Genomic DNA, 12,263 nt, shown 5'->3' with positions numbered 1-12,263 from the left:
GAACAGGCCTTCCGAAATCGCCTCTGGGACCCCTGTCGATCGCGCGTCAACGCGCCCTTCGACGCGATTGCGCTGGGCAATCCGAGTTCAACCCAAACATGAAGCGGGCCCGGAAAACCCGAGCCCTTCCTGCCGATTAGTAAGGTTTGCTGACACGAAATGAGAAGGCGCCGCTCAGCCGGCAGCGCCCCCTGATCGTCCGGTCCGTTCTCAGAACGGGATGTCGTCGTCCATGTCGCTGTTGCGGCCACCGCCGCCGGCGGCGACGGGACGGCGCGGCGCGCTGCTGACTGGACCGGAGGAGCCGAAATCGCCGCCCGGCTCGTCGCCGAAGCTGCCGCCTCCTCCGCCGCCGCCACGGCCATCGAGCATCGTGAGCGTCGAATTGAAGCCCTGGAGCACGACCTCGGTCGAGTACTTCTCGACGCCGCTCTGGTCGGTCCATTTGCGGGTCTGGAGCGCGCCCTCGATGTAAACCTTCGCGCCCTTCTTCAGGTATTGCTCGGCGACCTTGCAGAGCCCTTCATTGAAGATCACGACGCGATGCCACTCGGTCTTTTCCTTGCGCTCGCCGCTGTTCTTGTCGCGCCAGGTCTCGGAGGTGGCGATGCTCAGATTCGCGATCGGCCGCCCGTCCTGGGTGCGGCGGATTTCAGGATCCTTGCCGAGATTTCCAACCAGAATGACCTTGTTGACGCTTCCCGCCATCGCCGCTCTCCACTCCGAATGCCACTGAATTTCCTAAGGCCGAGCGCGCTGCCCGCGTTCCTCTGCGCCCTGTTAAGGCGACCCTATACGCTTGCAGGGGCTGATCAGCCCATCACCCCCGAGGTTATCCCCACATATAGCACCGACCGGCGATCTGTTCCAGATTTGTTCCTCCAGAAATCGCCGCCAATGTGGAGACGCGATGGCATCCAGATGGCGCTGCGATGGCAATCGGGATGGAACCAAATCGGGTTCCCGTGAACGCCAAAAACTACTTAACATTCATTAAGTTAGAGGTAGGTCGATTACATCCAACTGTTGCACTCCGGGCACGGACTCTGCCGCAGAATCGAGCTATCGTCGTGCCTGGAATTGATGCAATGGGCCTCGCGCCTGATCGTCCGCCTTGGGGAACTCAGAGAGGCGGACACGACTGGGGAGATTACAGTGAAGAAGATTTTGTTTGGCTTCGCCGGCGCGGTTGCGCTGACCCTCTCGGCTCCGGCCGGTGCTGCGGATCTCGCAGCGCGTCCCTATACAAAGGCGCCGGTCGCGCCCCCCGCTCCGATCTATACCTGGACCGGCTTCTACCTCGGTGTGCAGGGCGGCGGTGCCTGGGGCCGCAGCGACGAAACCTTCTTTGGCGGTCCGAATACGGCGCTCTTTGCGGGAAGTCAGAACTACGACACCACCGGCGGCTTTGTCGGTGGCGTGGTCGGCTACAACTGGCAGGCGGCCAACTGGGTGTTCGGCATCGAGGGCGACTATCATTGGGCTGACATCAACGGTCGTTCGGCCGAGATCAATGCCGGCCTCGGCGACACCTATTTCACGAGAATCCGCGGCTTCGGCGACATCAAGGGCCGTCTCGGCTACTCGACCGGCCCCGCTCTCTTCTTCGTCAGCGGCGGCGCTGCGGTCGGCGACATTCAGCATCGCTACGATGGCGTCCCCGGAAACGTCTTCATCCAGAACAACACCCGCTGGGGTTGGACCGTCGGCGCCGGCGCGGAATACATGTTCGCTCCGAACTGGTCGGCCAAGGTCGAATACAACTATATCGACTTCGGCAAGAGCACGATTCAGTACAGCCCCGTCGTGACCAACCGGTCCGAGTGGACCGATACCGTCCACACGGTCAAGGCAGGCGTGAACTATCACTTCAACTGGGGTGCGCAGGGCGTCGCGCGGTACTGATATCCCTCTGACATCATTGACGTCTAAGGCCGGCCTCGCGCCGGCCTTTTTCGTTTGGCGCGACGTGAAACGGAAGCAATAAGTCAGTAACCATCACCTTTTCGACTGCTGTGGCTTTTCGGAGACACAACTTGCGGCTTTAGTGGTGTAAGCACGGCATTAGTTGGGCCGTTGAGTCCGCTGCCCTTCCGGTCAGGAAGGCAACAACAGAAACTGGGACTGGGATTAGTTGAAAATGAAGAAGGTTTTGTTGGCTTCGGCCTGTTTGTTCGCTCTCGCTGCGCCCGCTTCGGCGGCCGACCTCGCAGCCCGCCCCTACACCAAGGCTCCGATCGCTCCGGCGGCTGCCGTCTACAACTGGACCGGCTTCTATCTCGGTATCGTCGGTGGCGGCGCCTGGGAAAACGCTTCCGGCGACCCGAAGATGAAGGGTGGCTTCGTCGGCGGCACCGCCGGCTACAACTGGCAGGCCGGCAACGTCGTGTTCGGCATCGAGGCCGATGGTTCCTGGGCTGACGTCAGCGCCTCGGCGACTGCTCTCGGCATCACCGTGTCGTCCAAGACCGACGCGCTCGGCACCGTCCGCGGCCGCATCGGCTGGGCCGTCAACAACGTGCTGTTCTACGGCACCGGTGGTTACGCCTGGATCGACAACAAGGTCAGCGTCAGCGCGCTCGGCGTGACCGTCTCCGACAGCAAGTTCCACTCGGGCTGGACCGTCGGCGCCGGCGTCGAGGCGTTCTTCGCTCCGCAGTGGTCGGTCAAGGGCGAGTACCTCTATCGCAGCCTCGGCGGCGAGACCTACTTCTCCGGTCTCGGCGCTCCGGTCACCACCGGCACGCTCAACTTCCACACCGTGCAGGTCGGCGTGAACTATCACTTCGGCGCCCCCGTGGTCGCCAAGTACTAAGCTACACTTCAACGCCTCGCGTTGCGAAAGGCCGGCCTCGCGCCGGCCTTTTTGTTTTTTGCGCGCCAACCGGCCCGCTCGCGTTTTCGCAGAGATGTGGCCCCCGGGTGACACAACCTTTGGCTTTAATGGTGTAAAGCAATGACATTAATCGGGTCATAGGTCCGCTGGCTCTTCCGCTTTTCGGAAGGTCAGAAAGAGAAACGGAACTGGGGAATGGATATGAAGAAGCTTTTGCTGGCTTCGGCCAGCTTGTTCGCACTTAGCGCGTTGGCACCCGCCTCGGCGGCCGATTTGGCGGCCCGCCCCTACACCAAGGCTCCGGTCGCGCCGATCGCGATGTACAATTGGAGCGGTTTCTACATCGGTATCAACGGCGGCGGCGCCTCGAGCCGCAACTGCTGGGACGTCAACAATATCTTCGGCATTGCCGGTCCGGACACGGCTGAAGGCTGTCACAATGCGACCGGCGGCGTCGTCGGCGGCCAGGTCGGCTATCGCTGGCAGTCGGCCAACTGGGTGTTCGGCCTCGAAGCTCAGGGCGACTGGGCCAACCTGAAGGGCTCGAATACGAGCTTGGTGCTTGGCCCGCTGGTCAACCAGACCAAGATCGACGCAATTGGCCTGTTCACCGGCCAGGTCGGCTATGCCTGGAACAACGTGCTCTGGTACGTGAAGGGTGGCGCGGCCGTCACGCACGCCAAATATAACGGTCTGCTGGGTGGCGTCGTCCTCGACAGCGCGAGCGAGACCCGCTGGGGTGGCGCGGTCGGCACCGGCATCGAATTCGGCTTCGCACCGAACTGGTCTGTTGCGATCGAATACGACCACCTGTTCATGGGCAAGCGCAACAACTCGTTCACGATCCTCGGCGTCAACGACCGCATCGACCGGATCAAGCAGGACGTCGACATGGGCACAGTCCGCCTCAACTACACCTTCGGCGGCCCCGTGGTCGCCCGGTATTGATCTGAAGTCCTGATCGCTACCGACGTCCCATCGTCACGAAAGGCCGGCCTTGCGCCGGCCTTTTTGTTTTCGCGGCACCTTGCCGCGCAGTTCCGAAAAGCTCCTGCTGCCAGATGCCGCCAGCGCGCCAACATTCCGTTGACGATTCGCAAGTCCCACTGGAAATCCGTCTCCGTTCTTCCTACGTTCGCTGACAACCCCATCGGCGCCGATCCCGGTTCCGGGCGAGCGCGCCTTTTTTATTGGCGCGGTCGCGCACCCATGGGATTCCTTGAGGGCAACTCGGATGGATGAAGTGATCAAGGCGAAGCGCCAACAACAGAACGCGGGCTCCAGCCTGCGCGCAATTACGATCCGTGGCGCGCGCGAGCACAACCTCAAGAACATCGACGTCGAGATTCCCCGCGACAAGCTGGTGGTGTTCACCGGCCTCTCCGGCTCCGGCAAATCCTCGCTCGCCTTCGACACCATCTACGCCGAGGGCCAGCGCCGCTACGTCGAATCGCTGTCGGCCTATGCGCGCCAGTTCCTCGAGATGATGCAGAAGCCTGACGTCGACCAGATCGACGGCCTGTCGCCGGCGATCTCGATCGAGCAGAAGACGACGTCGAAGAACCCGCGCTCCACCGTCGGCACCGTGACCGAGATCTATGACTACATGCGCCTGCTCTGGGCGCGCGTCGGCGTGCCCTATTCGCCGGCGACCGGCCTGCCGATCGAGAGCCAGACCGTCTCGCAGATGGTCGACCGCGTGCTGGCGCTGCCCGAGGGCACCCGCCTCTATCTGCTCGCGCCCGTCGTGCGCGGCCGCAAGGGCGAGTACCGCAAGGAGCTCGCCGAATGGCTCAAGAAGGGCTTTCAGCGCGTCAAGATCGACGGCACTTTCCATGAGCTCGCCGAAGCGCCTGTTCTCGACAAGAAATTCCCGCACGACATCGACGTCGTGGTCGACCGCATCGTGGTGCGCGCCGACATCGGCCAGCGCCTCGCAGAGAGCTTTGAGACCGCGCTGAAGCTCGCCGAAGGCCTTGCCGTCGTCGAGTTCGCCGACGCACCCGCGGCCGCGCCCGCGGAAGAGAAAAAGAAGACGGCGAAGATCCACGACAAGAGCGGCCCCGAGCGCATCCTGTTCTCGGAAAAGTTCGCCTGCCCGGTCTCCGGCTTCACCATTCCCGAGGTCGAGCCGCGCCTGTTCTCATTCAACAATCCCTACGGCGCGTGTCCGGCCTGCGGCGGCCTCGGCGTCGAGCAGCATGTCGACGAAGACCTCGTCATCCCCGACAAGGAGCTCGCGATCGGCAAGGGCGCGATCGCGCCCTGGGCCAAGTCGTCGTCGCCCTATTACGTGCAGACGCTGACCGCGCTCGGCAAGCACTACAAGTTCACGCTGACCACCAAGTGGAAGGACCTGGCCAAGAAGACGCAGAACGCCATCCTCCACGGCTCCGGCGAGGACGAGATCAAGTTCTCCTACGAGGACGGGGTGCGCTCCTACGACACCAAGAAGCCGTTCGAAGGCGTCATCACCAACATCAACCGCCGCTACCGCGAGACCGAGAGCGAGTGGGCGCGTGAGGAGCTGGCGAAGTATTTCCACGACGTGCCCTGCGAGGGCTGCAAGGGCTTTCGGCTCAAGCCCGAGGCGCTCTGCGTCAAGATCGGCGGCAAGCATATCGGCGAGATCTCCGAGCTGTCCGTGAAGGGCGCCGGCGCATGGTTCGAGACCGTGCCGGAGGCGCTGAACGCGCAGCAGAACGAGATCGCCGGCCGCATTCTCAAGGAGATCCGCGAACGTCTCACCTTCCTGCTCGACGTCGGCCTCAACTATCTCACCTTGTCCCGCTCCTCCGGCACGCTGTCCGGCGGCGAGAGCCAGCGCATCCGCCTGGCCTCGCAGATCGGCTCGGGCCTGACGGGCGTGCTCTACGTGCTGGACGAGCCCTCGATCGGCTTGCACCAGCGCGACAACGCGCGCCTGCTCGACACCCTCAAGCGACTGCGCGACCTCGGCAACACCGTGATCGTGGTCGAGCATGACGAGGACGCCATTCTGCTCGCCGACCACGTCCTCGACATCGGCCCCGGCGCCGGCATGCATGGCGGCAACATCATTGCCGAAGGCACGCCCGCCGAGATCATGCGCAACCCGAAATCGCTGACCGGCAAGTACCTGACCGGCGAGCTCGAGGTCGAGGTGCCGGAGCGGCGCCCGCCGAACCATCGTCGCACCATCAAGGTGGTCAACGCGCGCGGCAACAATCTCAAGAACGTCACCGCCGAAATCCCGCTCGGCCTGTTCACCGCCGTCACCGGCGTGTCCGGCGGCGGCAAGTCGACGCTGCTGATCGACACGCTCTACAAGTCCATCGCCCGCAAGCTGAACAATGCCAGCGAGGGCGCCGCCCCGCATGACCGCATCGAGGGCCTCGAGCACATCGACAAGATCATCGACATCGACCAGTCGCCGATCGGCCGCACCCCGCGCTCGAATCCGGCGACCTACACCGGTGCCTTCACGCCGATCCGCGAATGGTTCGCCGGCCTGCCCGAGTCCAAGGCGCGCGGCTACGAGCCCGGCCGCTTCTCCTTCAACGTCAAGGGCGGCCGCTGCGAGGCCTGCCAGGGCGACGGCGTCATCAAGATCGAGATGCACTTCCTGCCCGACGTCTACGTCACCTGCGACGTCTGCAAGGGCAAGCGCTACAACCGCGAGACGCTGGAGGTCCTGTTCAAGGGCAAGAGCATCGCCGACGTGCTCGACATGACCGTCGAGGAAGCCGCCGAGTTCTTCAAGGCGGTCCCGCGCGTGCGCGAGACGTTCCAGACCCTGCACCGCGTCGGCCTCGACTACATCCACGTGGGCCAGCAGGCGACGACCCTGTCCGGCGGCGAAGCCCAGCGCGTCAAGCTGGCAAAGGAGCTGTCGAAGCGCGCCACCGGCCGCACGCTCTACATCCTGGACGAGCCCACCACCGGCCTGCACTTCCACGACGTCAAGAAGCTGCTTGAGGTGCTGCACGAGCTGGTCGCGCAGGGCAACACGGTGGTCGTCATCGAGCACAATCTCGAAGTCATCAAGACCGCCGACTGGGTCATCGACCTCGGCCCCGAAGGCGGCGACGGCGGCGGCGAGATCGTCGCCTGGGGCCCCCCGGAAGACATCGCAAAAGCGCCGCGGAGCTATACGGGCAAATTTTTGGCGCCGGTGCTGAAGAAGGCCGGGAAGCCGAAGCGGCGGAGCACGAGCGAGGCGGCGGAGTAGGACGACGCAATGCCGTACGGTTTCGAATTTGGAGATGATGGCGCATCTCCTGACGTGACCGTACGCGCCAACGTCCCCCGGAACATCGCACACAAAACGGCGCTTCTAGCCGCAATCGCGACACAGCTCAGATTTCCGGATTATTTTGGAGGAAATTGGGATGCGCTCGAGGAGTGCATCTGCGATCTATCCTGGCTGCCAACCGGGCGGGTACTCGTGAAGCACGACGACGCGCCGCTCGTTGACGATGTGCGGAACGCGATTGTCTACGTTGCCATACTGAACAGCGCCGCCCGCAAGATGTCGAAATCGGAGCAACATCCGCTTTCGATCATGTTTCCCACCCAATACCGTGACCAGGTCTTGTGGCTACTTCGATCCAGCGAAAGCTCGTAGAATCAAACGTGCAGGCGGTTTGGCGCTGATCTCGGAGGAAAACCGACATGTCCGCTAGCCTCATTCAAACTTACCGCGCCTTCGCCTACAACAATGCCTGGGCCAACCATCGCCTGCTAACCGCCTGTGCCGCGCTGAGCCAGTCGGAATTCGAAGCCCACCGCACCGGCTTTTTCCCGAGCATCCAGCGCACGCTGAACCACATCTACGTCATCGACCTCTTCTACCTAGATGCACTGGAGGGCGGCTGGCTCGGACCACGGGCCTGGGCGAACGAGGTGCCGTACCCCACGGTTTCCGAACTGAGGCCTGCCCAGGCCGCGATGGACAAGCGCCTGCTGGCCATCTGCGACGCGCTCACGCCCGAGCTGCTCGACGGCCTTGTCCGGATCAACCGGGACACCAGCGTCCAGACCGAACGCCGCGACCGGCTGCTGATGCATCTGTTCCAGCATCAGATCCATCACCGCGGACAGGCGCACGCCATGCTGTCCGCAACCAGCGTCGCCCCGCCCCAGCTCGACGAGTTCTTCGCGGCGGGAGAGGCGCCGCTCAGAGCCGCCGAGTTCGCGGAGCTCGGATGGACCGAGGCGACGATCTGGAAGTCCTAGCGCGTGACCCGGAAGACGGCGCAGCGGCGTTCCGAACGCTCATGCCCGCTCAGCTCAGAAATTCCGGCGGCACATGGTCCGTCAACCACACTCCGTTGTCCGCACGATAGAACTTGAGCCCCTTCGCATGCATGCCGCCCGCATCGACCCTGAAGATGTGCGGCTTGCCGTGGCGCTGTCCGACACGCTGCGCCGTCGCCTCGTCGGAGGACGCCGAGCAGGTCGGCGCGGTCAAACGTCGTCCCCGCCGCATTGGCTTTTTCAACCAGTTCGTCGATATTGACCCAACCCTCGGCACCGAGCGTCAAGCCGATCTCGTCGGGCTTGTGTCTCAGCACGAAGCTGAGGAACTTGCTAAGTTGGACCTGATCGACCGGCATCTGTGTCTTCCTGTTTCACGCTTGTAACATCCGGCCACTTGGCTCGACCACCCCTCCTCCATGCCCTACTCCCTCGTCATCTTCGATCTCGACGGCACGCTTGCCGACAGCTTTCCCTGGTTCCTGCGCACCATCAACGACGTCGCCGACCGCTTCGGCTTTCGGCGCGTTGCGGATGAGGACATCGAGCCGCTGCGGCATGCTTCGAGCCGCGACATCCTCACCCGGCTCGAGGTGCCCTTGTGGAAGCTGCCGGCGATCGCGCGGCATGCGCGGCGGCTGAAGGCGGAGGCGGCAGCGGAGATTTCGCTGTTTGCGGGCGTCGAGACGATGCTGCGGACGCTGGCCGACAACGGCGTGCAGCTCGCGCTGGTGACGTCCGACAGCGAGGACAATGCGCGCGAAAAACTCGGCGAGGCAGCCGCGCTGTTTTCGCATTTCGAATGCTCGGCCTCGCTGTTCGGCAAGCCCGCGAAATTCCGCCGCGTCATCCGCCGCGCCGGCGTGGAGCCCGGCCAGGTCATCGAGATCGGCGACGAGGTGCGCGACATCGAGGCAGCGCGCAGCGTCGGGATTGCCTGCGGCGCGGTGTGCTGGGGTTATGCGGCACCGGCAGCGCTGCGGGCGCTGGGGCCGGATCACGTGTTTGAGCGGATGGGGGAGATTGCAGACGCGGTGTGCAATCGTAGGGCGGATTAGCGCAGCGTAATCCGCCGATCGATCGCCGATGCAAGATGGCGGATTACGCTGCGCTAATCCGCCCTACACACCCTACTCCGTCTGGCGCAGGAACGCTCCGAACGCCCTTGGGCCATCGCCGGTCTTGATCTCGCCGATCACTTTCAGCTCGGCTGCGTCGATGATATCAAGCGTGTTGCTTTCCCAGCACGCCACGATGACGCGCTTGCCGTCGGCGGTCGCATTGATGCCCTCGGGGTAGTCGCCGACATTGATGCGCTTGATCGGCTTCAGGCTCGCAATGTCGAACACGCTGACGGTGCCGCCATACTGGTCGGTGACGAAGCCGCGGCCTAGCGCCAGCGCCACCGCATAGGGGCGCATGCCGACCGGCACGCGGCCGATCTCGCGCCCTTCTGCAATGTCGATCACGGAGACGTCGTCGGAGCCGACATTGGCGGTGTAGGCGTACTTGCCGTCGGCATCGATGGTAACGCCGAACGGACGGGTGCCGACCTTGATCGTCACCTTGCGCTGGCGCGTCGCGGTGTCAACGACGGAGACGCTGTCGTCATCGCGGTCCGCCGAGAGCAGCAGCTTGCCGTCGGGCGTCACCGCAAGCCCCGACGGCGAGGCCCCGACCGCGATGCTGGCGGTGACGCTGCGCGAGGCGGCATCAATCACCCGCACCGCCGCCGCGTACCAGTCCGCGACATAGACGGACTTGCCATCGGGCGCGACCGCAATGCCGAGCGGCCCGCCGCCGACCTCGATCCGCCCCGTCACCTGCCGCGTTGCGGCGTCCACCACCGTCACCGCCTTGGCATCCGGGCTCGTGACATAGGCGAAGCGCCCGTCGGCGCTGACGGCAACGCCCGCCGGCTTGCCGCCGATCGGGATGGTCGCGACGCTGCGCGAAGTGGCGAGATCCACGACCATCAGATCGTCGCTGAGCTGGTTGGTGACGAACGCCTCCTCGGCAGCGGCGCTGCCGAGGCTGGCATGACAAAGGCTGGCGGCAAGCGCCGCCAGAACCAGCATCCGCACGGTCAGCTACCGCTCTCGATCTTCTTCTTCAGAGCTTCGAGGCCGGTCTTGTAGAGCCCGCTCACGGCCTTCACCGCGGCCTCGTCGCTCAGCTCCGGCGGCGGATCGTTGTTGGGAAAGCCGCGGTAGAACGCCCCGGCCCATTCCAGCTTGGACTTGCCGTCCGAAGCCGGCGACACCGTCAACGTCGAGGAATAATTGGTCACCGGCAGCACCTTCACGTCCACCTTGGTGATCCGGTACGAATAGCTCATCATGTCGGGCTCGTATTTGTAGAGCTCCTCATCGACCGTCGCCCCGCCCGTCAGCGTCAGCTGGCGCGTCGCGCCGACCTCGTTGCCCTTCTCGCCGGTGGTCTTGGTGACGGGCGGAAGCCAGCCCATGTCCTGGAAGTTGCGGATCGCGGCCCAGACCTTGTCCTGCGGCGCGTTGATCTCGATGGATTCCCGCACCTTCTGCCGGGTCGGCCCATGCGCCCAGGCCGCCGGTGAAAAAACCGGACCCAAGGTCGCCGTCAAGCCTGCCGCCCCAACCACAGCCAGCGCCGCAGCCATGGCCGTGCGCCGTCCAATCGTCACCCTCATCTCGTTTCCTCATACGTCCAGTTGATCGTGCGCGACTTGGAATGCGCGCTGCGGTCATCCTAGCGCATTTTGGGGCCGAGGGGAGACCGGTTCGTGGCGCCGTTGCGGCGGAGCTCGGCACGACCCACAAGCTGTTGCGCGACCCGGCGGTCAACGCCACCGAACCGAAATATTTCTCTTTATCAGAACTTCGGATTATCGTATAGAAGGGCATCCCAACCCGGCCGAGGGGCGCATCGCGATCGTCACGACACGCGGGATGGGACGTGGTGGACGCGGGCTGCGTCGGCGCGAAGGTGGTTTGCAGGGCGGGTCACACCGTGAGCAAGGACTAACGCGCACACGACCGGTGCAGCCTGCGTACGGCAAAATCGTGTGGTCCTGGCGCCCGGGGTCTGTGCGCCAAGTGTTGCGGTGATGTTGCGGCCCGACCGGGCGCGCGCATCAGCCATCCGCAAGGCGACGGGGGCAATAGTGCATCGCTCCCCGGGGAGATCACGACATAAGCCGTAAAACCACTGCGCAGGGAAGGCCGGATGTTTGGCTTCACCTGTATGCCGCTGTGCAGCTTTTTAAGCACACGCTTTCGCACAGTGGACCGCGGGTGCCAGCCGGCACCCGGCCTTCCCTGCGCCCTCGGCACTTTTGAGGGCGGCAACTGAAGCAAAACTCGGGCACGATGTGCCGCGAGAACGGGAAACCGCGCGAAGGAGCACCGGATGGTACATTCATTCCTCCAGCGTCGCCTCGACGAACCCGTGCGGATCCGAACAAAACTCGCGCAATAGCCGGTAGTGATCCGTCTCCTCGACCGTCACCGGCTCCAGCCCGTATTTCCCGAGCCGCAGCAGCCGCGCATTCGGATAAGCCATCAGCATCGGCGAATGGGTCGCCATGATGACCTGGCAGATCCGGGAATCCTCCATGCGTCGCAGCAGCTTCAAGAACTCGATCTGGCGCGCCGGGGAAAGCGCCGATTCCGGCTCGTCGAAGATGAAGATGCCCTGGCGCTGACAGCGCTCCTCGAAAAAGCGCAGGAAGCCTTCGCCGTGGGAGTGCGACAGGAAATCGGGACCGACCTGGCCGGCATCACGCGCGGCCTTGTCCAGATACCGCGCGACCGAGAAAAAGCTCTCGGCACGAAAAAACCAGCCATTGCTGATCTTCGGCAGCCAGCTCGCGCGCAGCGCCTTGCCGAGCTGGCCGCCCATCTTCTCGCGCGCCTCTGAATGATCGACCGGCATGTAGCCCTTGCCGCCCCCGGCATCGTCGTAGCCGGCGAGCGATGCGATGCCTTCGAGGATCGTCGACTTCCCGGTGCCGTTCTCTCCAACGATGATCGTGATGGCGGTGTCGAAGCTGAGCTCGAAATCATCCGGGAAGATGGGCAGGCAAAACGGATAAGCCTCGCGATCGTGAACTTTCGACGGGTCGAGCCAGATCCGCTTCAGATACGGCGCCGGCAGGTTGATCGTGCGATGACCTCGCCGGCTCATAGCCGCCTCTCCGTCCATTCCGCCA

At 64.0% G+C, this 12,263-nt stretch carries 12 protein-coding genes and 1 pseudogene; 7 read left to right on the top strand and 6 right to left on the bottom strand.

Going from position 1 to position 12,263, the window contains the following annotated elements:
- Positions 1-210: 210 nt before the first annotated feature.
- The gene (locus GGD61_RS12360; protein ID WP_018317913.1) at positions 211-708 is read right to left on the bottom strand and encodes a single-stranded DNA-binding protein; all 498 of its coding nucleotides are present in this window, start codon (positions 706-708) and stop codon (positions 211-213) included.
- A 447-nt stretch (positions 709-1,155) separates the two neighbouring features.
- Here GGD61_RS12360 and GGD61_RS12355 point away from each other — a divergent pair, with 447 nt between their 5' ends.
- The 6 genes from GGD61_RS12355 (at position 1,156) to GGD61_RS12330 (ending at position 8,053) form a co-directional block, all read left to right on the top strand.
- On the top strand, positions 1,156-1,905 hold the full coding sequence (locus GGD61_RS12355) for an outer membrane protein (protein WP_018317912.1): 750 nt from the start codon (positions 1,156-1,158) through the stop codon (positions 1,903-1,905).
- 235 nt (positions 1,906-2,140) lie between these two features.
- Positions 2,141-2,815, top strand: coding sequence for an outer membrane protein (locus GGD61_RS12350; protein WP_018317911.1), 675 nt, complete (start codon positions 2,141-2,143; stop codon positions 2,813-2,815).
- Between the two features lie 222 nt (positions 2,816-3,037).
- Positions 3,038-3,784: an outer membrane protein gene (locus GGD61_RS12345; RefSeq protein ID WP_026201934.1), complete on the top strand. Its 747-nt coding sequence runs from the start codon at positions 3,038-3,040 to the stop codon at positions 3,782-3,784.
- Positions 3,785-4,070: 286 nt separating this feature from the next.
- Positions 4,071-7,046 (top strand): excinuclease ABC subunit UvrA, encoded by a 2,976-nt coding sequence (gene uvrA, locus GGD61_RS12340; protein WP_092257906.1) that lies wholly within the window; start codon positions 4,071-4,073, stop codon positions 7,044-7,046.
- A 9-nt stretch (positions 7,047-7,055) separates the two neighbouring features.
- Positions 7,056-7,442, top strand: coding sequence for a barstar family protein (locus tag GGD61_RS12335; protein WP_092257903.1), 387 nt, complete (start codon positions 7,056-7,058; stop codon positions 7,440-7,442).
- Between the two features lie 47 nt (positions 7,443-7,489).
- Complete coding sequence (locus GGD61_RS12330) at positions 7,490-8,053, top strand: DinB family protein (protein WP_092257901.1); 564 nt, start codon at positions 7,490-7,492, stop codon at positions 8,051-8,053.
- Positions 8,054-8,102: 49 nt separating this feature from the next.
- On the opposite strand, the gene GGD61_RS41645 is transcribed toward GGD61_RS12330, so the two are convergent.
- Together GGD61_RS41645 and GGD61_RS41640 are read right to left on the bottom strand one after the other, a co-directional pair.
- Positions 8,103-8,306, bottom strand: a complete 204-nt coding sequence (locus GGD61_RS41645) for an RNA 2'-phosphotransferase (protein WP_409362463.1) — start codon at positions 8,304-8,306, stop codon at positions 8,103-8,105.
- A 69-nt stretch (positions 8,307-8,375) separates the two neighbouring features.
- Positions 8,376-8,433: pseudogene (locus GGD61_RS41640) on the bottom strand (RNA--NAD 2'-phosphotransferase); the annotation flags it as partial.
- A gap of 60 nt (positions 8,434-8,493) precedes the next feature.
- Here GGD61_RS41640 and GGD61_RS12320 point away from each other — a divergent pair.
- A complete protein-coding gene (locus tag GGD61_RS12320; RefSeq protein WP_092257895.1) occupies positions 8,494-9,132 on the top strand; it encodes an HAD family hydrolase in 639 nt (212 codons plus the stop codon).
- A gap of 72 nt (positions 9,133-9,204) precedes the next feature.
- On the opposite strand, the gene GGD61_RS12315 is transcribed toward GGD61_RS12320, so the two are convergent.
- From GGD61_RS12315 to GGD61_RS12305, 3 genes are all read right to left on the bottom strand, one after another.
- Positions 9,205-10,158 carry a cytochrome D1 domain-containing protein gene (locus GGD61_RS12315; protein WP_183230746.1) on the bottom strand — a complete coding sequence of 318 codons (954 nt, stop codon included), beginning with the start codon at positions 10,156-10,158 and terminating at the stop codon, positions 9,205-9,207.
- Positions 10,159-10,160: 2 nt separating this feature from the next.
- A complete protein-coding gene (locus tag GGD61_RS12310; protein ID WP_092257889.1) occupies positions 10,161-10,742 on the bottom strand; it encodes an SRPBCC family protein in 582 nt (193 codons plus the stop codon).
- 728 nt (positions 10,743-11,470) lie between these two features.
- Positions 11,471-12,238, bottom strand: a complete 768-nt coding sequence (locus tag GGD61_RS12305; protein ID WP_092257886.1) for an AAA family ATPase — start codon at positions 12,236-12,238, stop codon at positions 11,471-11,473.
- Positions 12,239-12,263 lie beyond the last annotated feature (25 nt).

This window comes from Bradyrhizobium sp. SBR1B, from assembly GCF_014198205.1.
GTDB lineage: Bacteria > Pseudomonadota > Alphaproteobacteria > Rhizobiales > Xanthobacteraceae > Bradyrhizobium.
The sequence above is the reverse complement of the archived record's forward strand: the minus strand, read 5'-3'. Positions and strand labels throughout refer to the sequence as shown.

Excerpts from the sequence above, each read along its gene's own strand:
- uvrA (WP_092257906.1), top strand. The coding sequence starts at position 4,071 with ATGGATGAAGTGATCAAGGCGAAGCGCCAACAACAGAACGCGGGCTCC.
- GGD61_RS12360 (WP_018317913.1), bottom strand. The coding sequence starts at position 708 with ATGGCGGGAAGCGTCAACAAGGTCATTCTGGTTGGAAATCTCGGCAAG.
- GGD61_RS12305 (WP_092257886.1), bottom strand. The coding sequence starts at position 12,238 with ATGAGCCGGCGAGGTCATCGCACGATCAACCTGCCGGCGCCGTATCTG.
- GGD61_RS12310 (WP_092257889.1), bottom strand. The coding sequence starts at position 10,742 with ATGAGGGTGACGATTGGACGGCGCACGGCCATGGCTGCGGCGCTGGCT.
- GGD61_RS12320 (WP_092257895.1), top strand. The coding sequence starts at position 8,494 with ATGCCCTACTCCCTCGTCATCTTCGATCTCGACGGCACGCTTGCCGAC.
- GGD61_RS41645 (WP_409362463.1), bottom strand. The coding sequence starts at position 8,306 with ATGCGGCGGGGACGACGTTTGACCGCGCCGACCTGCTCGGCGTCCTCC.
- GGD61_RS12335 (WP_092257903.1), top strand. The coding sequence starts at position 7,056 with ATGCCGTACGGTTTCGAATTTGGAGATGATGGCGCATCTCCTGACGTG.
- GGD61_RS12330 (WP_092257901.1), top strand. The coding sequence starts at position 7,490 with ATGTCCGCTAGCCTCATTCAAACTTACCGCGCCTTCGCCTACAACAAT.
- GGD61_RS12345 (WP_026201934.1), top strand. The coding sequence starts at position 3,038 with ATGAAGAAGCTTTTGCTGGCTTCGGCCAGCTTGTTCGCACTTAGCGCG.
- GGD61_RS12350 (WP_018317911.1), top strand. The coding sequence starts at position 2,141 with ATGAAGAAGGTTTTGTTGGCTTCGGCCTGTTTGTTCGCTCTCGCTGCG.